The organism is Treponema socranskii subsp. buccale (assembly GCF_024181585.1).
GTDB classification, from domain to species: Bacteria; Spirochaetota; Spirochaetia; order Treponematales; family Treponemataceae; genus Treponema_D; species Treponema_D buccale.
Genome location: NZ_CP054258.1, coordinates 1966144 through 1992734 on the forward strand (window position 1 = coordinate 1966144; position 26591 = coordinate 1992734).

18 protein-coding genes are annotated in these 26591 nt (G+C 50.3%); 7 read left to right on the forward strand and 11 right to left on the reverse strand.

Annotation, left to right across the window (positions count from 1 at the left end; translation table 11 throughout):
• The first annotated feature begins 134 nt into the window (after positions 1-134).
• Positions 135-1505 carry a GntP family permease gene (locus HRI97_RS08960; RefSeq protein ID WP_253725124.1) on the forward strand — a complete coding sequence of 457 codons (1371 nt, stop codon included), beginning with the start codon at positions 135-137 and terminating at the stop codon, positions 1503-1505.
• Between the two features lie 59 nt (positions 1506-1564).
• Here HRI97_RS08960 and HRI97_RS08965 read toward each other — a convergent pair whose 3' ends face one another.
• The 4 genes from HRI97_RS08965 to HRI97_RS08980 form a co-directional block, all read right to left on the reverse strand.
• Positions 1565-2758 carry a M20 metallopeptidase family protein gene (locus HRI97_RS08965; RefSeq protein WP_253725125.1) on the reverse strand — a complete coding sequence of 398 codons (1194 nt, stop codon included), beginning with the start codon at positions 2756-2758 and terminating at the stop codon, positions 1565-1567.
• Positions 2759-2771: 13 nt separating this feature from the next.
• Positions 2772-3695, reverse strand: coding sequence for a MetQ/NlpA family ABC transporter substrate-binding protein (locus tag HRI97_RS08970; protein WP_253725126.1), 924 nt, complete (start codon positions 3693-3695; stop codon positions 2772-2774).
• Between the two features lie 104 nt (positions 3696-3799).
• Positions 3800-4504 carry a methionine ABC transporter permease gene (locus tag HRI97_RS08975; RefSeq protein WP_253725127.1) on the reverse strand — a complete coding sequence of 235 codons (705 nt, stop codon included), beginning with the start codon at positions 4502-4504 and terminating at the stop codon, positions 3800-3802.
• Complete coding sequence (locus HRI97_RS08980; protein WP_253725128.1) at positions 4501-5568, reverse strand: methionine ABC transporter ATP-binding protein; 1068 nt, start codon at positions 5566-5568, stop codon at positions 4501-4503. Before HRI97_RS08980 ends, HRI97_RS08975 begins: the two co-directional genes overlap by 4 nt.
• A gap of 173 nt (positions 5569-5741) precedes the next feature.
• On the opposite strand from HRI97_RS08980, the gene HRI97_RS08985 reads away from it, so the two are divergent.
• Positions 5742-6566, forward strand: a complete 825-nt coding sequence (locus tag HRI97_RS08985; protein WP_253725129.1) for an MBL fold metallo-hydrolase — start codon at positions 5742-5744, stop codon at positions 6564-6566.
• 77 nt (positions 6567-6643) lie between these two features.
• Entirely contained in the window at positions 6644-7984 is a 1341-nt protein-coding gene (locus HRI97_RS08990) for a GntP family permease (protein WP_253725130.1), read from the forward strand.
• Between the two features lie 67 nt (positions 7985-8051).
• Here HRI97_RS08990 and ilvB read toward each other — a convergent pair whose 3' ends face one another.
• The 3 genes from ilvB to HRI97_RS09005 all read right to left on the reverse strand — a co-directional run bounded on the left by ilvB (position 8052) and on the right by HRI97_RS09005 (position 13185).
• Positions 8052-9794: a biosynthetic-type acetolactate synthase large subunit gene (gene ilvB, locus HRI97_RS08995; RefSeq protein WP_253725131.1), complete on the reverse strand. Its 1743-nt coding sequence runs from the start codon at positions 9792-9794 to the stop codon at positions 8052-8054.
• Positions 9795-9803: 9 nt separating this feature from the next.
• Positions 9804-11939 carry a methyl-accepting chemotaxis protein gene (locus tag HRI97_RS09000; protein WP_253725132.1) on the reverse strand — a complete coding sequence of 712 codons (2136 nt, stop codon included), beginning with the start codon at positions 11937-11939 and terminating at the stop codon, positions 9804-9806.
• A 76-nt stretch (positions 11940-12015) separates the two neighbouring features.
• The gene (locus tag HRI97_RS09005) at positions 12016-13185 is read right to left on the reverse strand and encodes an ISAs1 family transposase (RefSeq protein ID WP_253725133.1); all 1170 of its coding nucleotides are present in this window, start codon (positions 13183-13185) and stop codon (positions 12016-12018) included.
• Positions 13186-13326: 141 nt separating this feature from the next.
• Between HRI97_RS09005 and HRI97_RS09010 the strand changes: the two genes are divergently transcribed.
• Entirely contained in the window at positions 13327-14640 is a 1314-nt protein-coding gene (locus HRI97_RS09010; RefSeq protein WP_253725134.1) for a cyclic nucleotide-binding domain-containing protein, read from the forward strand.
• Between the two features lie 39 nt (positions 14641-14679).
• Positions 14680-16131, forward strand: a complete 1452-nt coding sequence (locus tag HRI97_RS09015) for an NFACT RNA binding domain-containing protein (protein WP_253725135.1) — start codon at positions 14680-14682, stop codon at positions 16129-16131.
• Positions 16132-16176: 45 nt separating this feature from the next.
• On the opposite strand, the gene HRI97_RS09020 is transcribed toward HRI97_RS09015, so the two are convergent.
• Positions 16177-18258: a DEAD/DEAH box helicase gene (locus HRI97_RS09020; protein ID WP_253725136.1), complete on the reverse strand. Its 2082-nt coding sequence runs from the start codon at positions 18256-18258 to the stop codon at positions 16177-16179.
• 298 nt (positions 18259-18556) lie between these two features.
• On the opposite strand from HRI97_RS09020, the gene HRI97_RS12645 reads away from it, so the two are divergent.
• Together HRI97_RS12645 and ispF are read left to right on the forward strand one after the other, a co-directional pair.
• A complete protein-coding gene (locus tag HRI97_RS12645; protein ID WP_366793970.1) occupies positions 18557-19603 on the forward strand; it encodes a CarD family transcriptional regulator in 1047 nt (348 codons plus the stop codon).
• Between the two features lie 26 nt (positions 19604-19629).
• A complete protein-coding gene (gene ispF / locus HRI97_RS09030; protein ID WP_253725137.1) occupies positions 19630-20811 on the forward strand; it encodes a 2-C-methyl-D-erythritol 2,4-cyclodiphosphate synthase in 1182 nt (393 codons plus the stop codon).
• A 98-nt stretch (positions 20812-20909) separates the two neighbouring features.
• On the opposite strand, the gene HRI97_RS09035 is transcribed toward ispF, so the two are convergent.
• The 3 genes from HRI97_RS09035 to HRI97_RS09045 form a co-directional block, all read right to left on the reverse strand.
• Positions 20910-25181 (reverse strand): SpiroCoCo family coiled-coil protein, encoded by a 4272-nt coding sequence (locus tag HRI97_RS09035; protein WP_253725138.1) that lies wholly within the window; start codon positions 25179-25181, stop codon positions 20910-20912.
• 49 nt (positions 25182-25230) lie between these two features.
• Positions 25231-25914, reverse strand: a complete 684-nt coding sequence (locus HRI97_RS09040) for an HAD family hydrolase (RefSeq protein ID WP_180485405.1) — start codon at positions 25912-25914, stop codon at positions 25231-25233.
• Between the two features lie 140 nt (positions 25915-26054).
• Positions 26055-26468, reverse strand: coding sequence for a hypothetical protein (locus HRI97_RS09045; RefSeq protein WP_253725139.1), 414 nt, complete (start codon positions 26466-26468; stop codon positions 26055-26057).
• Between the last annotated feature and the right edge of the window lie 123 nt (positions 26469-26591).

Genomic DNA, 26591 nt, shown 5'->3' on the forward strand with positions numbered 1-26591 from the left:
TATCTCGATAAAAATCGTATGAGTACAATACACTGTATTTGCAAACTCGACTATTAAACGTGTGCGCTTATGCGCACGGCTAAAAACTTTTTCGGAAATTGATATTTCCTGCAAAAGTTTTTATAGGAGGAAGTATGGGAGACATTTCGGGAGCACAGATGCTCTTAGGACTCGGGATCGGACTATTAGTGCTGATTCTGCTCATTCTCAAAACGAAAGTCCACGTGTTTATCGCGTTGATTATCGCATCGTGTATCATCGGACTTGCAGGCGGCATGGCGCCGACGGCGATCGCGGGGACGATCACGAAGGGCTTCGGCGGAACGCTCGGCGGAATCGGTATCATCATCGGCTTGGGCGTCATGATGGGACAGATCTTCGAAGCGTCGGGAGCTGCGGAGCGCATGGCAAGGGTTTTTCTTAAACTCTTCGGCAAGGGACGGGAAGAATTTGCAATGGCCGTTACCGGATACGTCGTTTCGATCGCGATCTTTTGCGATTCGGGATTCGTCATCCTCTCACCGCTCGCACGCGCGCTTTCAAAAGAAACGAAAAAATCGATGGTGTCGCTGAGCGTCGCGCTCGCAGGCGGCTTGGTCATCACGCACTCGCTCGTACCGCCGACGCCCGGTCCGCTCGGTGTCGCAGGAACGTTCGGAATCGATGTCGGTAATTTTTTACTGCTCGGACTCGTCGTATCCATCCCGATGACGCTCGCGGTTATGTTTTACGGCAAATGGCTCGGTAAAAAGATTTATCAGATCCCGGGAGACAAAGAAGGCGAATGGCAGCGTCCGCCATATCAAAAACCGCAATACGATACAAACGGCGGTGCGAACGCGAAAAAACTGCCGAACGCATTTGTCTCGTTCATGCCCATCGTCCTGCCGGTCGTACTCATTTTATTAAATACGGTTCTTTCCGCATTGAAAGCGACGGGACCGATCGCGACGTTCTTTTTCGTCGTCGGTACGCCGATTTTCGCGGTGCTGATCGGAACGCTGCTTGCGATCTTTACGCTGACGCGCGGGCAAAGCAGAGAGTCCGTTATCAACACGCTTGAGGCGAGCATCAAAAGTGCAGGCATCATCATACTCGTAACCGGCGGCGGCGGCGCGCTCGGACAGGTTATCAAAGATGCGGGCGTCGGAAATTACATCGCACAGGGAATCGCTGCGACGCACATTCCCGTCATCCTCCTGCCCTTTATCATCGCGACGCTCGTGCGCTTCGTACAAGGTTCGGGTACCGTCGCTATGATCACCGCTGCGGGAATCACCGCTCCGATCGTTGCGGCCTCAGGCGGCAATATGGTACTCGGCGCGCTCGCGGCGACGGTCGGCTCGCTCTTCTTTTCGTACTTCAATGACAGCTTCTATTGGGTCGTAAACCGTTTGAGCGGCATCACCGATACGAAAGAGCAGATCCGCGTGTGGTCGATTTCAACGACGATCGCATGGGCGGTCGGCTTTGCCGCCCTGCTCATACTCGATATCTTTATGTGATTTTTCAATGCACAAACCCGTAATCGCACATACGCACTTACGGGTTTGCATTCTTTCGCTTACACCGTGCCGTTCAAAAATCGTATAGCATAAAACGTATATAAAGACACCGCAACGTTCAACGCTTCTTCGTCGATATCGAACATCGAATCGTGATGAGCGGCGATCGTTTCTTTTTTTTCGGGATTTCCGGTTCCGACATAGGCGTAGACTCCGGGCACTTTAATAATATATTCGGCAAAGTCGTCGCCTCCGAGAGAGGGCTTTCGCTGCGTAATCACTTTATCGCTTCCGAAAATATCGGATGCGAGACGCTGCACTTCGAGAGCCGCTTCGCGGCTGTTGATAAGCGGAGACGTAAAATCTTTCCATTCGATTTTCACCGTCCCGCCGAACGACGAAGCGATATTCGACGCGAGCGTTTCAAGCTGCCCCTTTACCGCTTTTCTCGTCTCCGGAGTGAGCGCGCGGATCGTCCCTTCGAGTTCCGCTTTTTGCGCGACTATATTGTATGCATCCCCCGCCGTAAGCTTTCCGACGCCGATGAGCACGTTGTCCATCGGAGAAGTACGCCTCGTAACGAGCGCCTGCAGAGCGACGACGATGTGACTTGCAATATAGACGGCATCGACTCCGAGTTCGGGCGTCGATACGTGCGCGGGATAGCCTTGCACGCTTATTTTAAACCAATCGACGCTCGCGTTATTCGGTCCTTCCATTGCGACAACGGAACCGACGGGAACGTTTGAGGCCGCATGGATGCCGAACGTGCGGTCGGCTCCGTCGAGGAAGCCGCCGTCGACGAAGATGCGCGCGCCGTATCCGATCTCTTCACCCGCCTGAAAGGTCAAGCGCACCGTACCGCCGAAGGCATCGGTATGAGAAGCCAAAATACGCGCGGCACCGATGAGAGAAGCCGTATGCGCATCATGTCCGCATGCATGCATTTTTCCCGGAACGGTCGACATGTATTCGCAAGCGTGCGTTTCCTGAATCGGAAGCGCGTCGATGTCTGCTCGGAGCACTATCGTCTTTTTACCCGGCTTCGTTCCCCTGATTTCGGCATACACACCCGTTTCGCCGACTCTCTTATGCGCGATGCCGACGGCGTCGAGTTCGTCTTCGATCTTTTTTGCGGTATTGAATTCTTCCCGTGCGATTTCAGGATGCATGTGGAAGTACCGCCGCAAACCGACGACATACCGATGATCGTTTTGTATTTCAGCCGTCAAGTGCTTTTCGACTTCATCCATACGCGTATTCTTTTTACCAACGGACTGCAGCGTCGACTTTTTTTACCGTCGCTGCTGCCGTATTCGCATCGATCGTACCGTATGCAAATGCCGGAAAATACGATTCTTTGTACTTTGAAAGAATATATTCGGCAACCGTCTGCGATTGATAGGCTTTCACAATCTTCGCATAGAGCGCGTTGTCTTTATCTTTCGTGCGGGCGACGATGACGTTGACGTAGGGATTGTCGCCCGAAGAAGACTGCTTTTCGATTATCAATCCGTCGCGCGAGGGAACGAAGCCCGCCGGAATCGCATAGGTGCCGTTGATCGTCGCACCCGCATAATCGTTCAGCGTCTGCGGCAGCGTATTTGCGGTCTGCGGCACGACTTCGACGTTGTACACGAGCTTCGTAATATCCTTCATTTCGGGCGTATAGCCCGCGGCGGGGTTCACTTCGATAAAGCCCGCCGTTTCAAGCAGTTTGATACCGCGGCTCAAATTCGTTCCGTCGCTCGGGATGGCAAGACGAAGCGCGTTTTTCCGAACCGCCTTCGTTCCGTTCATACCGGCGGCTTTTTTGATATCGTCGACGCTTTTGTATTTTTTCGAATACAGCGTCAGCGGCGCGATGAGCGTATCGCCGACAGCCGTAATTTTATAGCCGTTTTTCGACGCATCGTTATTGAGATAGGCTTTGTGTTGAAATGCGTTGAGATGGATGTCTCCGGAATTGAGCGCTTCGTTCGGAAGATTGTACGCGCTGAATTCGACGAGCCGGATTTTGATACCTGATTTTTCGCTGTCGAGCACATACTGCACGGCTTTCCACTGATCGTTTGACGATCCGCATACGCCGACTTTTACCGTCGCCGCGCCCTTCTTTTGCGCAAAAGCGCCGCCTGCAATCAAAGCGCCTGCAAAAACGGCACTTACCAATTTCTTAATAATTTTCATACGATTCTCCTGTACATGCTATCGAACTGTCGAAAAAGTGAGCGACTTTTGAAACGGCCATCGTTTCCTTTGTTTTTCCGTTTCGCCCGATTCCGGAAAAACGATCAATAGTGTTTTTTAACGAGCTCGCGGTTCGTCGTCTTTTTTGCAAAAAACGAACCCGTAAACTGCAAAAGGCAGATAAACAGCAGCAGTACGACGATACACGCATAGATGATATCCTGATGATTCAATCCCTGTCCGTAATTGATTGCAAAATCGCCGAGCCCGCCCGCGCCGACGGCGCCCGCCATCGTCGTAAGGCCGACGAGAGAAATCGCCGTGATCGTCGTTACGCGAATGAGTTCCGGCACCGATTCGTGAAGATACACGCGGAAGATCAAACCGAACGTACCGCTTCCCATACTGCGCGCCGCTTCCGCCTTTCCGGGATCGACGTTTTCAAGGGCGGTTTCGACTTGGCGCGAAAAAAACGGCACCGTTCCGAAAATGAGCGGAATGATCGCACCCTTCACTCCGATGGCCGTTCCGACGAGCGCCCTCGTAAACGGAATCAAAAATACGAGGAGCACGACGAAAGGGATCGATCGGAATAAATTAATAAAAATACTGACGACCGTGTAAAAGGGCTTGTTTTCTTTTATGCCGTCTTTTTTGAACACGATAAGCAGTACGCCGAAAATCATACCGAACACGAACGAGATTGTACCCGATATGATAAACATTTGAAATGTCGACGCACAGTTGGCAAGAAATGTATACCAATAGGAATACAGGTTCGGTAACCATCGTTCCATAAATTCCATCATTTGCCTCCGTCGTGAATGATATTTTCAAACACTTTTACGTTTTTACTTCGGAAATACGAAAGAGCGGCGGCGACGTTTTGCGCATCCCCCTTTATTGCGGCGATAATCGCACCGAGAGGTTCGCCCTGAATGACATCGACGTTTGCAAGTACGATATTCAAATTGACGCCGAACTTTCTCGACACTTCCGAAATGAGCGCATCTCCGACGGCATCTTTTTCGAACTGCAATTTAACAAGCGTACCGCCGCCTTGCGTGCCGATAAGAGCACCGCCCGATGCGAGCATATCGATTTTTGAAAGAGAAGATTGAGACGCGATAAATTTCTTTGTAATCTCCTGAACGGGTGATGCAAAAATGGAATACACATCCCCTTCTTCGACCACGCGACCGTTTTCCATCACCGCAACTTTATGGCATATCGATTTGATAACCGACATTTCGTGCGTAATGAGAACGATCGTAAGATTTAATTTTTTATTGAGCTCTTTCAAAAGCGAAAGAATCGATTCGGTCGCTTCGGGATCGAGCGCACTCGTCGCTTCGTCCGAAAGCAGCACGCTCGGATTGTTTGCAAGAGCGCGCGCAACAGCTACGCGCTGCTTTTGTCCGCCTGAAAGCTGCGACGGATACGCAGCGGCTTTATCGGTGAGGCCGACGAGTTCGAGCAGTTCGAAAACACGGGAGCGGATTTCCTCTTTTGCAAGCCCCGAATACGCAAGCGGGTATGCCACATTTCCGAACACGGTCGAACGGTCGAGCAGATTGAAGTGCTGAAAAATCATGCCTATCTTTTTACGCACTTTTTTCATTTCGTGATTCGAAAGCCGTTTGAACTTTCCGCCTTCGTCCCGCGTGATGTCCGTTCCGTTTACCGAAATCGAACCGCTGTCGGGGACTTCGAGTAAATTGATACATCTGACGAGCGAAGATTTTCCCGCACCGGAATAGCCGATGATGCCGAAGATCTCGCCGTCGCGAATCCGAAGCGACACGTCTTTGATCGCTTCAACGCGTGCATCTTTGAGACGATACGTTTTGTTGACGTTTTGTAAGACAATCATAATAACACTAATAACCTACTAAAATACTAGTATATATAATTTCACAAGCACGGTCAACAGACCGCAGGCGAAAACGAAAAATCGCATACCTTCCGCGCCGCCGGATCGCTTAAAAAACTTGACTTTTGAAAATGACGATGTACAATATTATTATATTCAAAAACGGAGAAGCTATGAACAGTCTTACGGTGCTGCTCGAAAACACGCAGGCTGAACTGAAATCGGTTTCAGTCGAACACGGTCTTTCCCTTTTGCTCCGCGTCGACGATAAATCTTTTTTATTCGACACGGGCGCGACGGGCATCTTTACCGAAAACGCACGATTGATGAACGTCCCGCTCGACGACGTGGAGTGCGTCGTCATAAGTCACTCGCACTACGATCACGCAGGCGGTTTTGCCTCTTTTGTCGAAACATACCGCGTACGCGAACTCGTTACCGGTCCCGATTTTTTTCTTCCGAAATACAATTTTCTAAACGGTGCGTTTACGTACCTCGGCGCGAGTTTCGATAAAGCGCTGCTCGACAGCTGCGGTATCGCCCACAGAACATGCGACGGCTGCCTGCAGTTGAGCGATTCGCTGTACGCTTTTTCGGGGTTCGCCCGTACGCATGCATTCGAAACGATTCCCGAACGCTTCGTAAAAGGAGTCGTCGGCAATACCGTTCCCGATTTTTTCGACGACGAAGTCTGTCTCGTATACGACGGAGGCTCATCGCTTACGATCATCGTCGGCTGCTCGCATCCGGGTATACTCAATATGACGGCATCGGTAGCCGCACACTTCGACAAACCCGTATCCGCCGTCTACGGGGGATCGCATTTGGTCGAAGCCGACGACGAACGTATCCGAAAAACGATCGAAGAACTGCAAAAAAAAGGCGTACGAAAAACGGGGTTCTGTCACTGCAGCGGAAACCGCGTCCACGAAATCATCGCAGAGACGAACGCCGTAACCGACTGCCGCCTTGCGACCGGCAGTGTCGTCGTACTGTAATCGCAGAGCATTATCAAAATTATTAAACCGTATCGCATTTAATAATTTTGAAATATTTAATAAGCAGGAGGCTTTAAATGTCAGGTGCGTACATGTTGGCGGTTATTATCGTTGCGGTAATAGCCATGATTCTCGCGATCAGCAAATTGAAAATTCATCCGTTTATCGTGATGACGGTCATTGCGATCGCCGTCGGTTTGCTGTGCGGAATGAACACGGAAGACGTTATCGTCAAAGTAAAAACCGGTTTCGGGAACATTTTAGCGAGTATCGGTATCGTCATCCTCGCAGGTACGATCATCGGCACGATTCTCGAAAAGACGGGCGCGGCGCTGACGATGGCGAACACTATTTTGAAACTCGTCGGCAAAGAGCGGTCGGTTCTCACAATGGGATTGACGGGTTACGTAACGGGTATCCCCGTTTTTTGCGATTCGGGCTTCGTCATCCTCTCGCCGATCAGCCGCGCGCTTGCGGCGCAGTCGAACAAATCGCTTGCGGTTATGGCGACGGCGCTCAGCGCGGGTTTGTATGCGACACACTGTCTCGTCCCTCCGACGCCGGGCCCCATCGCAATGGCGGGCACGCTCAATGCGAACCTCGGTTTGGTCATCGGGATCGGTCTTTTGATCTCGCTGCCGGCAACCTTTATGGGTATCCTGTATGCAAACAAAGTAGCAGGCAAAATCGATATTCCGGCGAATCCCGAATATACGGTAGACGAGCTCGTAGAAAAATACGGCAAGCTTCCGGGTGCGCTGCATTCCTTCGCTCCGATCCTCGTACCGATCATCCTCATCGCGTTGAAGAGCATCGGCGATTTTCCGTCGCACCCCTTCGGTACCGGTGCCGTAAAGATGTGCTTTTCGTTTATCGGAAACCCTGTCATCGCGCTGCTCTTGGGTATCGTCCTTGCGACGACGCTCATTCCGAAATCGGAAAAAAAGAATACGCTTTCGTGGGTCACCGACGGAGTGACTAATTCGGCGGGCATCCTCGCGATCACCGGCGCAGGCGGCGCATTCGGCGAAATATTAAAATCGCTTCCGCTCGCGGATGCGTTGAGCTCCTCTCTTTTACAGATGCACGTCGGCGTTTTCCTGCCCTTCATCATCGCGGCGATTTTAAAATCCGCGATGGGCGCATCCACGGTCGCGATGATTTTGACTTCTGCAATGGTCGCGCCGCTCATGCCGGCTCTCGGCTTTACATCGGAAATCGGCAAAGTGCTCGTGATCATGGCGATAGGCGCGGGTTCGATGACGGTGAGCCACGCAAACGATTCGTACTTCTGGGTCGTTTCGCAGTTTTCCGACATGAACACGCAGCAGGCGTATAAGTGTCAAACGGGGGTAACGCTCGTACAGGGCATCACGACGATCATCGTCGTATTTATCGTTTCGTTATTCGTGCATTAATATTATTATGATGAAGGGGCTGTTGAAAAAGTAACCGTCTTTGAGACTGCCCCCTTCCGTGCAGATCTTATCGCAGCGCATCGATATTCGCTTTGCCCGGCAAAACGAAGGGCAGTACATCTTCCGCAGAATCGATTTCGATGCGCACTAAAAACGGCTTTCGTTCCCGCTTCGGAGAAAACGCTTTTTCGTACCACTTTTCATCTTCGGCCGCATCGACCGCCTCTATGCCGAAACCTCGTGCGATTTCAACAAAATCGACGCGATGAGAAAATTCGCTTGCAGCGTAGGTTCCGCCGAAAAGATATTTTTGCTGCTGATATACCATGCCGAGCGTACCGTTGTCGAAAACGATGACCGTCACCGCAAGGTTTTGCTCGGAAAGCGTTGCAAGCTCCTGAATGTTCATGAGGATGGAACCGTCGCCCGAAACACACACGACGCGGCATTCAGGGTGCGCGAGAGAGGCTCCGATTGCGGCGGGCAGTCCGAATCCCATCGTACCGAGCGAGCCCGACGTAAGAAATGTTCTCGGCTTTTCGACGGGATAATACTGAGCCGTCCACATTTGATGCTGACCGACATCCGTCGTAACGATGAGTTTGTCGCGCCTCATACCCGCTTTTTCAGCGAAAAGCGGAATCGAAGCGATACACTCGCGGGGATTGCCGTAGGACGATTTTTTTGCCGCACCGCAAAGGGGTGAAAACGTTTCCGTTTTTAGCTTTATGATCTTTTCAAGCCACACGGCGCGCGCTTCCGCGTTTTGCCAATTCGATGCGAAAAGCTCCTGCTTTCGGGACGCAAGCTGCACGAGGATCGGAAAGACGGATCCGACATCGGCGACAACCGAAATATCGGCGTCGATGATTTTATCGACTTCAGCCGCATCGACGTCGATGTGCACGACGCGCGCTTTCGGACAAAACTTCGACACGACGCCCGTCGCCCTGTCGTCGAAGCGGACACCCGCGGCGATGACGAGATCGGCATCGTGCATAGCGACGTTTGCCGCGTAAGAACCGTGCATACCGACCATGCCGGCAAACATTTCAAAAGAGGAAGGCACGCAGCCTATTCCCATAAGACTCGTCACTACCGGCAGACGATAACTTTTCAGAAATTTTTGCAGTTCTTTTGCCGCCGCTTCCGAATTACAGCCCCCTCCGCAAAAGAGTACCGGACGCCGAGCTTCGGCAAGCGCATCGGTTATGCGATCCATACTCGAAGCGTATTCGGACGGCGGCGTATGAAAGCGTATATCGTGTATCGTAACGGATGCGATATCGGGCCACGAATCGAATTCACACGAAGAAAGCTGTACGTCGCGCGGAACGTCGACGAGTACCGGACCCGGCCGCCCGTTCACCGCGATCGCAAAGGCTTCGGGAATCGCGACGAGCAGCTCTTTCGGAGATTTTACCATGATACTGTGCTTTGCAATCGGAAAGGAAAGGCCGAAAGTATCCGCCTCCTGAAACGCGTCGGTACCGATAAGGCTCGTATTCACCTGCCCCGTAATCGCAACGATCGGAACGGAATCGCTTCGGGCGTCGGCGACGGCGGTAAGGAGATTCATCGCACCCGGCCCGCTCGTCGCAAAACAAACGGCGGGCTTTCCGGTACTCCGCGCCATGCCCTGCGCGATAAAACCCGCAGCCTGTTCGTGACGGGCGAGCACATGGCGGATCGAACTTTTCGCAAGCGCGTCGTACAGCGGCAAAATCGAACCGCCGGGGATTCCCGCCGCGACGGTGATCCCTTCCGTTTCGAGCAGCTTGACGATTATTTCGCTTCCCGTCTTTTTCATAAACGTCGATTACAGTTCAAACTGATCGATCTGCGATTCGATCTTTTGTATGGCCTCTTTCATCCGCACCGAAATATTTTCCAACGCGGAACCGGTTTCGTTTATCTGCCGTGCGCCCGTCGCCATCTCATTTATGCCTTCTTTCATGCCGAACGCATTGTTTTGCAATTTATTGATTTCGATGAGAATCGATTTATTGCCGGACGCCATTTCGCGCGATGCGTTCTGTACGTTCGTCGTATTGTCGTTTACGACGCGCAGCGATGCATCTATCTGTTTCGAACCTTCATTCTGTTCCTCCATAGCCTGTTTGATATACAGCACGAACCGATTCGTAACATTCAATTCGTCGGAAACCGATTTGAACACTTCACTCAATTGGGCGGAAGCGCCGACGACGCTGCTGATCGCCTGCTGTACGTTGCTGAGTTCTTCGCCGATGCGCTTCGACTGAGTCGCGGAGGATTTCGACAATTTACGGATCTCATCCGCAACGACGGCAAAGCCCTTTCCCGCTTTACCCGCATGGGCGGCTTCGATGGACGCGTTCATCGCAAGCAGATTCGTTCGCGTTGCGATGTCCGCGATTATCGTATTCGCGTCCTGCAGCATATTGGATTGACTTTCGATCTGCTCGATGCGCGCGTTGACGTCGGTCTGTTTCATAAAACCGTCCTGCGCTTTATCGCGCAGCATTGAAAAGGATGTGACCATCTTATCGACCGATTGATTGACCGATGCGATACTGACGATCATCTCTTCGATCGCGGCAGACGCCTCGGTCACGCTGCTCGATTGATTTTGAATCATCTGTTCAAGCGAGTCGATATTCGTCGCTATTTCGTTGACGGCGCCGACAGTCTGCGCTACGCTCGCCTCCTGTTTGTCCATCTGAGTATGTATGCTGCCGATATTCGCAATGATCTGCGTGATCGCGCTCGACGTATCGTCCGCGCTGCCGGTCATATCTTCACCGGCCGTAACGAGCGTCGCTTTGCTTTCTTTTACGTCTTTAACGATCGCATACAGCTTTTGAATAAATTTATTAAATCCCGTGACGAGCAAGCCGATTTCGTCGTCCGACGGCGCGTCGATCTTGACGGCGAGATTTGCGTTTCCTTCCGACAGCGCGATAAACGCCTGCGACACTTTTTGAAGCGGCCGCATAACCAAACCGAACACGCGGTTTGCGATAATCGAAACGAGGATGACGAGCAATACGACGACCGCCGCGAGGATTTCGATCATCTTGATGCCGATCGTTTTTGCGAGCTCCGTTCTTGCTGAGGAAAAATTGCTTGCAAGCGCCCACATGCCTGCAGGCTTACCTGCGACATCGAAAACCGGCCAATAGATGACGTAGTACCGGCTCTTTCCGATCGTATCCATTTTGGCATAACTTTTGCCCCGCACGAGCACCGCTTCGGAGCAATCGTCACCGACCGCAGCGGCAAGTATGTCGTTTTTTTCGTCCGAGATCGTCGATGCGACCGCTTCCGTACCGTCGTAAAGCATGACGTCGCAGCCGAAGATTTTGTGCGCCTTTTTCAAAAAATCGGCGGACGATACGTTGAATCCCGAAACGATCGCTCCGATAACCCTTCGTTCGCTGTCGTATACGGGGCATCCCGCTCTGATCGCAAAACGAACAAGCACCGCCTTTTCATACGAATACGTCGCGCGGCCTCTGACCGCTTCCCTGACGGCGTTTTGATTGATGATGTTATCACCGAAGCGTTCCGAGTGTCCCCGCGCGATGATATTGCCTCGCGTGTCGGTTAAAACGATAAAATCGACATGCATCTGTCCGATGAGTTCGGCAAGGATTTTATACGCATCGGCGTGACTGCGGCTGCGAGCGGCTTGCACGACATCGGGACGACCTGCGATCGATGCGGCCGCTCCCTCCGCACGTGACCCGAAGTCGTCGAGCAAAAGCTGAAAACCCGCAACGCTCGCTTTCGTCGACTGCTCGTGCTGTGCGGTCAGTATGCGATAAAAGAAAACGGCAAGCGCAAGTCCGCAGACGATCGCTGTAAAAAAAACCGTGATCCTGTTGACGCTGCTGAGTTTGCGTACGAGAGACGATTGTTTTTTTACGGCAGGGAGTTTAGGGAGTTTATAGAAAAAAGAGGTTTGTGTCATAGTGTTTACTCCTAAATTTATATATTTACGTATTATGAAGCGTTTGTCAATTATATATATATCAAATACACGGAAATCAAGTTTTGCCCAAAAGCGGTAATAATGCTTGAGGATTCATAAGAGCACGGAACATAATACCGTTCAACGGCAGCTTCGATTGTGTCTCCCGCTTGTGTATGCGGATTATGTTCAGCGCAAACTTGTGCAGCATATTGAGATTCTGCTGTACGTTCTTACTCTGCACCCTGCATCTGTCCTCGTCAAAATGTACATCCAACAGCCAATGCATCGATTCCACCGACCATTCCTCTCTTGCATGATGGAGCAGCTCTTCCGCTCGTAACGCTTTACTTGAAATATAATAATGCCATTCTTCCGTCACCCCTTTGTTCGTCTCAAATCGCGTATGCACTGCTCCAATACATTTGAGTTCCGGCCATACTCGTCCTCCCGGCTGCCATGAAACATCATCACTCGTATATGCACTCCGTGTTTCTTTCCGCCCATGTCCTCTTTCCGTTTGCGTGATGCTGTCCATCGTCGCTCTCAGCTTTGTATCCTGAACATACTCCGCGATATCGTTCATAAGTGCTTCCTGATTGCCCTTCGCACTTAACAAATAATCCGCTTCCGCCCCAATTATCGCTTCGGCAGTCTCTATTTGACAGTTCATTGCGTCCGCGACCACCATACAGCCCTTAATTTCAAGCTCTTTTATCAATTCCGGTACAGCCGGAATCTCATTACTCTTTGATTCGACTGTTCTTTGGGCAAGTGTCAGCCCCAATTCACCTATCTGTGCACTGATGATATGCAAGGGATTGTCGTATTTTTTCATCTTTCCCGTTGAGCGGATAGCTTTTCCGTCTATGGCTATCGTCAACGGCTGCTTCTTTTTCTTCTTGCTTTGTTCTTCCTCTTCCGTCTCAAGTTTTGCTGCAAGATTCGGTACAACCGAAGCTACCCATTGTTTCATACATTTATTCAGTGATTCAGGCCGTATGATTGCAAGCAGACTCAAAAGCCACCAATAGCACGGTATCCGTTTGATCCCGAAGGTTTCTTCCAGAAACTTTCTGACATGTTCGGTTGTTGCCCACTCGTGGATTTTCTTTACGCTTTGCAAATCGCACAGGCTTCCCAAAATCACGATGATAACCGCATCTTGTACGCTGCAAAAATACCCGTCGTATTCCCGTTCCGTCTCAAGCACTGCAAGTGCATCTTCTAATGTTTCCCACCTCATGCTCTTACTTTAGCATTTTATCGACTTTTTAAATAGGGGGCTTGAAAATTGATTTCCGTGTATCAAATATGTGATATTTTCGTATATGTATGTATAAAAAAAGATCTATGAAAAAAAGCGGATATCTGTTATACTATTGATATGAAAAAGATATTGCTCGTCTCATCGAATAAAAAAATTATCGATACGGTGCGGGAAGGCTGTGCCGCATTTTCAGACGATTTCGGCACGGATATCAGAACGGATGCCGACGATATCATAAGTTACATCAATTACGAACTGCCGGAAATCAAGATACTCGACTACACTTCCGAAAATATCGACTGCGGCAAAATCCTTTCAGAAGTGAACACCGATCCGTGGCTGCACTACGGCGGTATCATCGCGGTTTGTAAAGACAGAAAACAGATGCGAGAGCTCGAAGAGCTGAAAGACTCCAATATCCTTTCAATTCAAACGATAAACGACTTTTCATTCCACTTTATTCATCTGTTGCGCATCCTGTGGCAAAATCAAAAATTTCTTTTCAACCGCGGTATGCAGGAAGATTTCGGAGGCGAAGAAAACGGTACTTTCGTTTGCGGCAACGATCCTCTCGACATCAGATTCTACACGTCGTTCCTTATTAATTATTTATACAGCACGAACAGAATAAACAGCGACGACCGTAACGATCTCCAGATGACGTTGACCGAACTTTTGACAAACGCGCTCGAACACGGCAACTTGCATATCTCGTATGAAGAAAAAACAAAATGGATGGAAACGCACGGAGATATATTCAGCCTCATCACGGAACGTGCCGCCGACCCGCGATACGCCAACAAACAGATTACGATCACGTATGCGATCGGCAAGCATAAGTCGACCGTATCGATTCAGGACGAAGGCGACGGGTTCGATTGGCGGAAATACATCGGCAAAAAAAACGAAGGTGACGGAGCGTTGCACGGCAGAGGCATTAGTATCGCGGCGGAACTCGTTTCGAAAATCGCGTACAACGAAAAAGGCAATCAAGTCGTATTCGAAATCAATAACAGGATCGACGAATCGAATACGGTACCGCAAGTCATGTCGAATTTCGAAACGGTGACCTACACCGACAAACAAATCGTCTGCCGCCAAAACGAACCGACGACCGATCTTTTCTTTATCGTATCGGGACGCTATGCGGTCTATTCCGGACGGAAGCTCGTCACCGTCATGTCGCCGAACGACGTGTTTATCGGAGAGATGTCGTTTTTGCTCAACGACAAACGCTCGGCAACGATTCTCGCCGTCGGCAACTGCAAACTTATTAAAATTCCGAAAGGAGATTTTCTCCAGATGATACGGAAAAATCCGCACTACGGCTTATTCCTTTCACGAATGCTTGCACAGCGGCTTGAAAAACAAACGCACCGGACAATCGAGCTGAACGCACAGATCGCAAAACGGCAGGAAGACAAAAAATAGTTTTTCGAATTACACTGCCGTATCACCGGAGACAATACCGTGTCGCTCAACTGCAACGAAATAAACGCAATCCTTGCGGAACTCGATCTCGAAGGCGCTTTTATCCAAGACATTATCCAGCCCGGCTACGATACGCTTGCGCTCTGCACATATAAAAACGGAAAGGCGCTCACGCTCTTTATCTGCACTGCACACGCTTCGTGCCGCATACACGAGACGAAACGGAAAATCACGCGGAACGATAAGCCGCTGCGCTTTATGGAATTTTTAAAATCGCGCATAAAAGGCTCCCGGATTACATCCTGCGCACAAGTCGGTTTTGAGCGCATTATTAAAATGACGCTTACGCACGCCGACGAAAGTTTTATCATGTATATACGTTTGTGGAGCGGAGCTGCAAATATCGTATTGTGTACGGAATCGAACATAATCCTCGATACGATGTATCGCCGTCCTGCAAAGGGCGAAATCGCGGGCGGTACCTTTGCGCTTCCCGAAAACGAAAAAGCGTTTTTGCAAAAAGAGCATCCCGTCCGCACCTTCGGCGATGTCGAAGATCGCTATGCAAAAGAGCATCCCGACGCAGCACCTCTTTCGTTTAACGAAAAAGTCGATATGTGGTACGGTGAGCATGCCCGCTCTCTTTCGCGCGCGGCGCTTTTGGCGCAGGCGGAAAAATGGTATGCCGCACAAAAATCGAAAAGAGAAGCCTCTCTCGAACGGCTGAAAGCGAAACGGGAATCTTTTAAAAATGCCGGACAATACAAACATCAGGGCGATTTGATATTATCTTTCGGACACTTGCTCGACGGCAAAAGCGAATTTCTCGAATGTGAAGATTACGATACCGGCGGAAGGGTGCGGATCAAAATCGATCCGAAAAAAAACGCGCAGGAAAATGCGGCGGCATATTACGAACGGTATCGAAAAGAAACGCGGGGAGCGGAACAGCTCATTCACGATATCGAAATCGAAAAAAAGGAGATCGCAGCGCTCGACAAACGCTACGGCGACATCGTGCGCGAACAAAATCCCGTAAAGATAGAACAGCTGCTCAGACAAAACACAAAACCGGAACAGCAAAAGAAAAAAGCGCATCCGGGTCTCGATTACACGGTCGACGGCTGGTACATCATCGCAGGGCGCGACGCGAACGAAAACGACGAACTTTTACGCCGCCACGTTCGAGGCGAAGATATGTGGCTGCACGCGCGCGACTTTCCGGGAGGCTACGTTTTTATTAAAAACCGGCCGGGAAAAACCGTACCGCGCGATGTGCTGCTCGACGCGGCAAACCTTGCAGTCTACTATTCGAAAGGGCGCAAAGCGGGAAAAGCCGACGTCTATTATACGAAAGTAAAATATCTCCGACGTGCGAAAAACGGTCCGAAAGGCCTCGTGCTTCCGACACAGGAAAAAAATATTTTCGTCGCACTCGATCAGGGGCGGCTCGACCGCATGGACGATATCCGGCGGGAATTAATGCAATAAAACACCGAGAGAACGCAAAGCCGAAATCGAAACTCGACGAGCGACCTAAAAGCGTTCGGCTCTTCCGGAGGATTTACGCCGATACAGGCCCGCGCTTCCGCTCCGCTCCGTCGGCGTATGTACGTTCGGCCTACCGTGCGCTCTGAATTTTTTTTCGTTGAAGCCGCCCGCACTCCTTTCAAAACGTCCCGCTTTCTTTTTTCCGCCGAAGGATTCGCCGTCGCCTCGAAACGATGAACGTGATTTTTTTTCAAAGCCGCCGGACTTCGAATCGACGTGGATGTGCGGAACATCGCCGCCTCTTTTGGACAGTTCGAGCGCTTTTTTTGCCGAATCGGCGGGAAGACTCAAAAGCGTAAAATTCGCGGCCATATCGATGCGGTCGACAAAGCGCCCCGGAATATGAAGGAGATCGCTGAAATAATCCGCAATTTCGCGAGGCCCGTATCCGTCGCGCCGTCCCATCTGTACGTAGAGGCGCACTTGATCGCCCGCCCCTCCGAACGAAACGCGGTTTCGACCCGCTTCGCCTTTTTGACGTGCAATCTTTCCGTAACGGGAAACATCGAGCGATGTGCCGTAGAGTACGGACATAACAGCCGCGAGCACGTCTTCGGCATCGTTGTCTTTGCACAGCTCTTTCGCCATTTCCGCAAACTGAGCATCGGCTTTGATGAGCGCGGGCTTTTGAAGATTCGTATCACCCCGCATATCCGCATCGCTCTGTACTTCCGTATCGTCCTTTGCGTTCGCGTCGGATGCCGCAGCCTCAACGGACACATCGTTTTGCCCCTCCGCATCGGGCACACCGTACATATCGCTTTCGTCATTCGAAGCGGAGATATCCGTCTGTGCATCGGAATTATTAATTATTAATTTATCGGCATCGCTTTTTTCCGAAACGCGATCGTGCCGCGAAGACAAGCCGATATCGCTTTTAAGTTTGTCGAAAAGCCGCTCCCGTTTTTTTGCGACGACTTCTTCGATCGTCGGAACGGCTTCTTCTTTAAGCTCTCCCTTCGTGCTTTTTCGGATCGCATTTTGCATATAGCTGAGTTTGCGCTTCCGCTCTTCGGGACGAACAAAGGTGATCGCCGTTCCCGCAGCTCCCGCCCTGCCCGTGCGTCCGATACGATGCACGTACGTCGCACCGTCGAACGGAAGGGAATAATTGACGACGTGGCTGAGACCTGTGATATCGATGCCGCGGGCGGCGACGTCGGTCGCAACGAGGATGCGCGTTTTTTTTCGGCGGAATCTCGCGAGGATTTTTTCGCGCTGGCTCTGCGCAACATCTCCGTGAAGAGCTGCGACTTCATAGCCGCGTTCGTCGAGCTGGCGCGCGACGGTGTCGGCGTCCATCTTCGTCTGCGTAAAGACGAGACCGTAAAAATCGTCGGCAATATCGATGAGGCGCACGAGGGCGTCTATCTTTTCGCTTTCGCGGAGCACCCAAAATTTCTGTTCGATGAGCAGCGGCTCGTCGACGACGCCTTCTTCTTCGACGATTTCGTATTCGCCCATAAACTGAGAAGCGATTTTGAGAATCGGAGCAGGCATCGTCGCGCTGAAAAGCAGGATGCGGCTTGCGGGATTGGCTTTTTCGAAAATCGCTTCGATATCTTCGATAAAACCCATATCGAGCATTTCATCGCCTTCATCGAGGATGAAATAATCGATTTTGCCGATGTCGAGCGTACCGCGTTCGATGTGATCCTGAATGCGGCCGGGAGTGCCGACGACGATTTCAACGCCGCGTTTCAAATCGCGTATCTGAGACAGCATCGACGCGCCGCCGTAAACGACGCAGGTGCGCGGAAATTTTCCGTCGGCGAAGGACTGCATTTCGGTGCACGTCTGAACGGCAAGTTCCCGCGTCGGCTCAAGGATGAGCGCTTTGACGTGATCGCTTCCGCCTCTCAAGCGCTGCACGAGCGGCAAACCGAATGCGGCAGTTTTTCCCGTTCCCGTACGCGCGCGCGCGATGACATTTGCGTCTCCGTCCAAAAGGCGCGGAATTGCGAGAACTTGAATCGGAGAAGGAGTGACAAAGCCTTTACGGGCTACTGCGGCCAGGGTCTGTTCGTCCAGACCGAGGTCTTCGAAAGAGATGTCTTCTGAATCCATGTGTATACCTGTACCCTGCGGGCAAACGCCCGCCCCTGATTTGTGTGACGGGACTGACAGGAAGCACTATACAGGATCCGGAAAATCGACAGATGCGGCTTTATATGCCGCGCATGCGTCCATCAGACACAGCACACATAATGACACAATAGCGTAAATAACAAACAATTACAAGTGAAAATCGTGATATAATTTGAAATAGTTCGCATATATTACCGTTTTTTAGAAACGCTTTACGGCATCCGGTTTACGGCATCCGGTTTGATTTTTTTGCCGCCCTGTGGTATACTGCAGCGATATGGCAAAAACTACGAATCCGAAAAAATCGGCAACATCCGAAGCAAAAGCAAAGACATCGGCAAAAGCGAAAAAAGCTCCCGAAAAGTCTGCAAAAGCCGCATCCAAAACCGGTGCAAAAAAAAGCGGAAAATCCGCTGCAAAGCCGGCGGCGAAAAGCTCGGCAAAAACGGGCACGAAAACTGCGGTAAAAAAATCGGCAACATCCGAAACAAAAGCAAAGGCATCGACAAAAGCGAAAGAACCCGCGAAGGCGGCATCTTCAAAAGTAGCGGCAAAATCCGCATCGAAACTTTTAACGACGAAGAAAGCCGTCTCAAAAAGCACATCTCCGAAGACGGGAGCAAAAACAGGCGCAAAGGCGGCTCATCCGAAATCCGCTGCAGGAAAAGCGTCTTCAAAAAAATCGAAATCTTCGAGATTCCGCGTAAATCAAAAGATCGTCTACCCCAGTCAGGGCGTCGGAAAAATCATCGCCATCAATGACCAGCTTTTTAACGGCGAAATGGTGCCGTATTACAATATCTATATCGAAGCGTCGGATATGACCGTCATGGCACGTGTTGAATATGCCGAAGAACTCGGTATCCGCGCCATCGTTTCCGCTTCCGAAGCGGAAAAAGCGCTCAACCTGCTTTCCGACGATTTCGAACCGATCACGTCGGATTGGAAGCTCCGCTACCAGATGAACCTCGACCTGCTCAAAAAAGGAAGCATCAACGACATCGCAACGATCGTGCGCTGCCTGTACAACCGCAGCAAAGTAAAAGAACTTCCGATCCTCGAACGAAAGCTCTACGATTCCGCACGCAAACTGCTCGAAGATGAAATTTCGTTTGCGACGGGGAAATCGCTCAAAGAAGTCGAAACGCTTATCCATATCAAACTTGAGCCGCCGGGATCCGCACCCAAAGTCAAGCACGTCATCAACATCGACGATGACGAAGACGACAACCTCATGGACGATATGAACACCGGCTCGAACGAATCGGACGACGGAGATTCTTCAGGCGATGACGATTCGTCCTACGACGACGATTCCTTTTAATGTTTTGAAAGTAAAGCATCATAAAAATGGATAAAAAGCATAAAATCCCCGCCGCCGTCATCATCGTCGCGGCGGGCGCTTCTTCACGCATGGGTAAAGGAGTGCGGAAACAGTACCGGCCGCTCGGATGCGGCACCGTTCTTTCCGAATCGGTTAAGCCGTTTTTAAAAGCGCTCGACTGCGCTTCTCTCGTTATCGCAATCCCCTCCGATGAAGACGGCGCTCTTGCACGCGATGCGCTTTATGCGGATACGGAAATCGAAACGCTTTTGCAAAAAACAAAACCCGTCTTCGTCCGCGGAGGGACGACGCGGCAAAGCTCGGTAAAAATCGCGCTTGAAAAAACCGGAGAAAAAATTACGGGCGGTATCGTTTTGATTCATGACGCCGCCCGTCCCTTCGTCACCGAACAAATCATCGTCCGTACCGCACAAGCGGCAATCGAACACGGAGGAGCCGTCCCTGCCGTTTTGCCGACGGACACGCAAAAAATTATCAACGCCGAAGGTTTTATCGTCGAACATCTCAAGCGGGAACGTATGGCTGCGGTTCAAACACCGCAAGCTTTCGGTTTTATTCGACTGCTCGCTTCTCACCGCAAAGCGGAAAACGACGGAGAAGCATATACGGATGACACGGAAATTTGGGGAAAATACGAAGGAGACGTTATGACGGTGCAGGGCTCGCCGGAAAATAAAAAGATCACCTATACGGAGGATATACGGATGACGGCCTTTCGAACCGGCTTGGGCTACGATATGCACCGCCTTATTCCGGGAAGAAAATTGATGATCGGAGGAGTCGTCATCCCGTTCGATAAAGGCGAAGATGCGCACTCCGACGGCGACGTCCTCCTCCACGCCGTAACCGATGCGCTTCTCGGAGCGGCCGCGCTCGGCGATATCGGAAGTTTTTTTCCGCCTGAAGATGCCGCATGGAAAGACGCCGATTCCGTTTTTTTATTAAAATCCGTTTGGAAAAAAATACAAAAGCACGGCTGGCACCTTATCAATATGGACTGCGTGATAAAACTCGAACGTCCGAAATTTCTTCCGTATCGCCGGCAGGTAATCGATTCGATTGCACAGGCTCTCGGAGTCGAAAGCTCTTCTATTTTCGTAAAAGCGAAAACGGGTGAAGCGCTCGGAGATGTCGGCAAAGGAGAGACCGTAGAAGCGTGGTGCACTTGTTTTCTCGGTAAAAACTGAATACGCGCCGACGGCAAAAAGTCGAAGCATTATTCGGTTCGAAAAACTTACCGTTCGCGTTTTGTCTGCGCCGCACTTTACCGATGCGGCGCGTTTTTTTATTCGGGCATCTCGAGCACCATTTCGATTTCCGTCTGCGTGCGCTTCATTGACCTCGCGATTTCTTTTACCGTCCATCCCTGCTGTTTAAGCTGTTTGATATTGTCCCTGTCCTGCGGCGACAGGCGTTTATCCTCTTTTGCCGGACGCTTTTCCAAATCTTTTTTTGTCAGCTGATTGAGCAGCTTGAACTTCGATTCGATATCGGTTTTAAGCTCTTCAAGGCGCGCTTCGCTTCTGCCGATACCCTGCCGAGCCGACGTGAGCGCATCCATGCGTTTGTCGGCTTCGTCGAGAATCGCATCGAGAGATTCGAGCTTCGCCACCGCCTGAGCAAGCTTCGGCCCGCTCTTCAAAAGTTTGTCGACGTCTTTTTGCACATCTTTGATTTCTTTGGGAAGCGATTCGGTTTGACGTGTGCACTGCTTCAATTTGTCTTCAAGCGTTTTCAAAGAATCGAACGATCGGTTGACGTCTTCGTTCACACGCTCGATTATCGTCTGTTTTTGTTCAAGCCTGTCGTAAGAACCGGTAAGCGAATGCAGCTTTTCCTGAAAATCACGCACCGCAACTTCAAAGTTTTGAAGCTCATCGTACGACGTCTGTAAACCGCTTATCTTTTCGTCTATAGACCCTGAGAGATTTACCATCTTTTCGTATTTTTGCCCGATCGAATCGACACGCGCTCTTTGCACATCGAATTCTTTCAGACGTCCGTTTATATCGTCGTACATTTTATGCAGCGCTTTGAAATTGTCGGCAAGAGAAAGAGCTGTCTCATTGTACGATGCGAGCCGGCTGAAGTCTTCGTCGAGAGCCGAAATACGTTCGTCCAACGATTTTTTCATCGCTTCCGCTCTTTCATAGAGCTGCATTTGCGAACGCACGTTTTGGATTTCACGATTCAGCTCACCCAAACGGCTTTGCATTTCATCCTGATCGCTTTGCATTTTAAGCACGAACTTAGCCTGATTTTCGCTCGCTTGAGATTCAAACGAATTGATTTTTCCGCGAAGCTCGCTCAGCGCTTTCGTAGAATCGGCGCTCTGTCTGCTCACACGAGACTCGGTATCTTTGAGCATTTCTTCGTACATGGATTGCAGACGTGCAAGCATTTCTTCGGAACGCGACTCATACATATCGAGCGATTCGTCGGTTTTCGCTTGCAGCTCACTGACCGAAGAAGAAAGAGCGGCTTGCTGCTCTTTCATATCCGCGGAATAATTTTGGAAATCCGCGAGAAGCGATTCGCGCGCTTCGTCGATTTTATTTTGTGAAGACGACTTCAGCGTATCGAGCTGATCTTTAAAAACGGCGCGCGATTCGTCGAGCTGCTGTTTAAGCTGCTGTTTCCACGTATTCACTTCGGAACGTGCGGCATCGATCGTGGACGCGCTCGTCTCCTGTTGATCGCTTACGGCTTCTTCGATTTTTTTCAATCCGTCGCTCAATTCCGCCTGTACCCGCTCGAGCTCGTCGTTCATCTTCGCTTCGTATTGGGCGGCGACCGTTTTTAAATACTCGTCCGAAATCGTCTGCGTTTTGTTTACACGCTCCCGCGTTTCTTCTTCAAAACCGTCGATCGTCTTTGCAATGCCGTCGATACGCTCACTAAGCGAACCGTTCGCCTCATTGATGCCGGAAGCGATGCGGGCAAGCTGTTCGTCGTTTTTTTCCTGAAGAAAATCGAGCTTGGCCTTCAAATCTTCGCCGTACTTCATTTCAAGCGCACGGCGGTCGTTTTCATAATCATCCGTAAACAGCGCGAGTTTTCCGTCAAACGAATTTTTCCACACCGCCAAATCTTCGGCGATTTTATCGCTGCGCGTTTTCAAATCGTCGTCGATGCCTTCTTCGAAATCTTTCAACTTTGCACTTACGTTTCCGAGCGCCGATTCTTTGAGCGCATCTACGGTCTGTTCCAGAGCTTGCAGCTGCGATTGCAGCGCTTCGGAATCCGCTTGTACGGAATCCGAAAATTCCTTTTGCGCTTTTTGCTGACCCGCGGTAAACGAATCGAAATCGGAAAGTACGCGTTTTCGTATTTCGTCCATCGCTTTGCGCAAATTCGCTTCAAGCGAATCGATATCCTTGCCCGACGTTTCGAGCCTCGAAAACTGATACGCCAAATCTTTTTTATACGAACCGAACTGAGAATCGATCGCATTGAGCGCATCGGATTGCTGCTGTTCGCATTGTTTCGCCATTTTGTAAATCGATTCGGTGATCGTTTTGTCAAAGTCCGCAAGTTTCGCTTCCGACTGCGCGCGGAATTTCTCGATCCGTTCATCGATGAGCCGAATCTTTTCCGCAAGTTTGGGCTCCGCGTCATCGGCCTTTTTCTGAGCTTCGTCGCAGGCTGCGCGCAACTCTTTGATCGCATCTTCGGCATCGCGTACCGAATCGTCCGTGCGGCGGGAAATTTCGACAAGCGTTTCGGAAAGAGAAGTTTTGAACGCGTCGATTTTATTTTGCACTTGCCCCTGATATTTTTCGAGACGTTCACCCGAAACGGCCGAGAATTTTTCGAACGCAGCCTTTTCCTTTTCGTCGGCGGCGGAAACGGCGTTCGCAAAGAGGTTGTTGTACCGCGACTCGATATCTTTCACTTCCGATTCGAGCATCGCACGCAGTCCTTCAAGGCTCTTTGCGTTTCCGGAAACGTTTTGCGAAATAAAATCGGACGTCGCCTTCGCTTCCGAAAGCGATGCCGCAAGATCTTTTTTGATTTTTTCGATCTGCGAAGCGTATTCTGAGCCGAGAGAATCGATGCGTTTATTGATGTCGGCTGCAACCGATCCTTCTTTTTCGTCGTATGCCGCCGCGATCGATGCCGCCTGTTTTTCAAGCAACGAAGCTTTTTCTTCGTATGACGCGTTCAGCTTTGAAAAGAGCTCATCGAATTTCGCATCGAGCGAAGCGATACGTCCGTCGTTCTTTCCGTCTATCGATTCGAGCTGCTTCGAGTATTTTCCCTGCAGCGAATCGATTTTTTCGTCGTAACGCTTTGCGAATTCGTCGATATGCTGTTTGTATTTTTCATCGAGAGAAGAAAGCTGCTTTTTAATATTCGAAACGATATTGCCCGTCGAATCTTTAAACGCCGCAACCGTTTCGGACGTTTTTTGCGTAAAGGCGTTATCGATTTCGGCAATTTTCGCTTTATAGCTTTCGGACAAAGCGGCGTACCGCTCGCCGAGCGCTGCGTCCGTTTTCGCCGCGAGCTCTTTATATTTTTCCGAAAGCGCTCCGTACTGCGCGGCAAGAGCAGCGTCCGTTTCGCCTGCTTTTTTCGTGTGCTTTTCGGAAAGGAGCGCATACTGCTGATTGAGTTTTGCACCGTAATCTTCAAGCTTCTTTTTATACGCATCAGTAAACTGCATATACTGTGCGTCGTATTTTTTTATCATTTCTGCGGTACGGCTTCCGATCGCAGCATCGATTGAAAGCGTTTTGGCCGCGATCTCTTTTTGCGCCCGATCGATACGCTCGTCAACAATGGCTTCGATTTCGGCGACCTTGTCTTCGATCGTCTGCACGTATGCATCGCTTCTCGCCTGCGCCTGTTCGCTCAAATGACGGAATGCGGTATCTTCAAGCGCATCCGCTTTTTTTGCCGCCGAATCGTATACGCCTTCTATCTCCGATTGAAAGCGGCCAAGCGCATCGTCAGCCTGCTTTCCGAGCTCGGCAATATGTTCGGCGAGTTCCTTCGAGCGCGCATCGTATTCCTGCAGCAATTTCGTTCCGAGCAGTTTCAGCTGTTCGCCGTTTTTTTGCGAAAACTCTCCGGCAATACTCGGAATTCTCTTTTCGATTTCGTCGATCGAGTTTTTTTGCGCATCGATACGCGCGTCGAGTTTTTCGACGATGAGCGCTTCTTTTTTCAGCCTCGTCAAATTTTCTTCGACGTTCGCCGTCATCTCCGCAAGGGAGGCGAGCGATTTATCGTAGCCGTTGATTTTCGCTTCTGCGGCCGCGATCGCATTTTTATATTTTTGCAGCTCGTCGGCGCCTGCCAAAAAATCGTCGCGTTCTTTTTGGAGGCGTTTGATTCCTGCAGTCGCCTGAAGATATTTCGTTTCGAGCTCCGCGCCCGCACCCGCTATATTCGCATCCTGTTTTTTAAAATACTCATCAAAGCCTTCGAGCCGCTTATCGGCATACCGCTTGACTTTTTCCATCGAGTTGTTATCGCTGTCCAGTTTTCTGAATACGACGGCGATTACCGCAGCGACAGCAGCCGCTATCAAAATTGTGACGATATCCACTTTTCCCACCCGCGCGGACTAAACCGCTTTATCGATTATATCACATCTTCTATTGTAACACAATTTTCCGCAATTGACGATAGTCGCAAAAAGAAATATCGGCTTTTCGACAAGACATACCTAAAAGATTCCGCCAGCGCGGTCCGAAATGTGCCGTTTTCATGCCTGCATTTTTCGCTCCGACGACATCGTATTTGACGCTGTTTCCGACATATAAAATATGCTCCGGCGCCACGCCCAGTTTTTCGGCAAGCACGCGAAAGGGATGCGGCGACGGTTTCAGCGCACCGGTAGTTTCCGTACCGAGCAAAACATCGCAGTATTTTTTAAGTCCCCATAGGCCGCCTTTTTGTTCGGGAGGAAAGTCCGACATGAGCGCAATTTTCAAACCCGCAGCATGGAACGCTTGAAACGTTTCTTCGACGTGAGCGCACAGCGGAATCGATTCGAAAAGCGATGAAAGTCCCTTGTACACGATCCGCTCAAGCCGCTCTTTCGCCGTATCGACGCTGCATCCGATCCGCTTCGCAAGCATTTCGGCCTGCGCCGCATAAAAATCGTCGAGCACACCCATATCGTGAATCTTCGAGCGCACGATCCCGTACTGCAAAAAGAATTGATTGAATCTGAAAAAATGAAACATCATGCGCACATGCAGATCGCGCGGCCTGTATAATGTGCCGTCGATATCGAATGCAACCGCCTGTATGTCTCCGATGTTCGCTGTAAGCAATCCGCACCTCTTCACCCAAGCTTACCGTAAAATTCGACGATTAACAATAGCGAAAGCGCAGACGGCCGATATAAAAAAAATAATCCGAAAAACACGATCCGAAAATATTTTCGGCGTACCGCAAAACCGAAAGCAATATATCACTCCTTTTCCCGCAGCTTTTTCAATCCGCCCATTTTATTAATTATTAAATCGATGATATATTCCGTTCCGATCGCAACGGGTATGTATATAAGAGCTAAAAAGCCGCCCGTGAACGGCGCAAAACTTCTCCCCGTATCGTTTATCCAATCGGACATCGCTTTTTGCTGTTCCGGAGTTATTTCAGCGCCTCCGAAAAAACCGTCGCCGTCCAAATCAAACGAGTTTAATCTTTGTTCCAGTCGTATATCGATTATCTTTACGATCACCAAAATCGATACGTATAATACAAGGGCTTGCAGCACTCCGAGCAGCACATTGCGTATATTTCCTTTTGACCGTTTTTTTGCTTTAACAAAAGCGGTAAGCATGTAAAAAACGATCTGTATTACGATAATAATTATTAATTCCATCTTGCAAAAATCTTAAATCGATTACACTCATATTTCACGATACGATTTTAAACCTCGCACACATACATCGCACACTGTTTACAAATTGTCATGCGGCAAAATACCCTTACAAATCTTTTGCAT

What these genes read in the sequence shown, in the direction of transcription:
- HRI97_RS09000 (WP_253725132.1), bottom strand. Translation starts at nt 11,939, where the DNA reads ATGACACAAACCTCTTTTTTCTATAAACTCCCTAAACTCCCTGCCGTA.
- ispF (WP_253725137.1), top strand. Translation starts at nt 19,630, where the DNA reads ATGGATAAAAAGCATAAAATCCCCGCCGCCGTCATCATCGTCGCGGCG.
- HRI97_RS08985 (WP_253725129.1), top strand. Translation starts at nt 5,742, where the DNA reads ATGAACAGTCTTACGGTGCTGCTCGAAAACACGCAGGCTGAACTGAAA.
- HRI97_RS08960 (WP_253725124.1), top strand. Translation starts at nt 135, where the DNA reads ATGGGAGACATTTCGGGAGCACAGATGCTCTTAGGACTCGGGATCGGA.
- HRI97_RS09005 (WP_253725133.1), bottom strand. Translation starts at nt 13,185, where the DNA reads ATGAGGTGGGAAACATTAGAAGATGCACTTGCAGTGCTTGAGACGGAA.
- HRI97_RS08970 (WP_253725126.1), bottom strand. Translation starts at nt 3,695, where the DNA reads ATGAAAATTATTAAGAAATTGGTAAGTGCCGTTTTTGCAGGCGCTTTG.
- ilvB (WP_253725131.1), bottom strand. Translation starts at nt 9,794, where the DNA reads ATGAAAAAGACGGGAAGCGAAATAATCGTCAAGCTGCTCGAAACGGAA.
- HRI97_RS08965 (WP_253725125.1), bottom strand. Translation starts at nt 2,758, where the DNA reads ATGGATGAAGTCGAAAAGCACTTGACGGCTGAAATACAAAACGATCAT.
- HRI97_RS08980 (WP_253725128.1), bottom strand. Translation starts at nt 5,568, where the DNA reads ATGATTGTCTTACAAAACGTCAACAAAACGTATCGTCTCAAAGATGCA.
- HRI97_RS08975 (WP_253725127.1), bottom strand. Translation starts at nt 4,504, where the DNA reads ATGATGGAATTTATGGAACGATGGTTACCGAACCTGTATTCCTATTGG.
- HRI97_RS09020 (WP_253725136.1), bottom strand. Translation starts at nt 18,258, where the DNA reads ATGGATTCAGAAGACATCTCTTTCGAAGACCTCGGTCTGGACGAACAG.
- HRI97_RS09010 (WP_253725134.1), top strand. Translation starts at nt 13,327, where the DNA reads ATGAAAAAGATATTGCTCGTCTCATCGAATAAAAAAATTATCGATACG.
- HRI97_RS08990 (WP_253725130.1), top strand. Translation starts at nt 6,644, where the DNA reads ATGTCAGGTGCGTACATGTTGGCGGTTATTATCGTTGCGGTAATAGCC.
- HRI97_RS12645 (WP_366793970.1), top strand. Translation starts at nt 18,557, where the DNA reads ATGGCAAAAACTACGAATCCGAAAAAATCGGCAACATCCGAAGCAAAA.
- HRI97_RS09045 (WP_253725139.1), bottom strand. Translation starts at nt 26,468, where the DNA reads ATGGAATTAATAATTATTATCGTAATACAGATCGTTTTTTACATGCTT.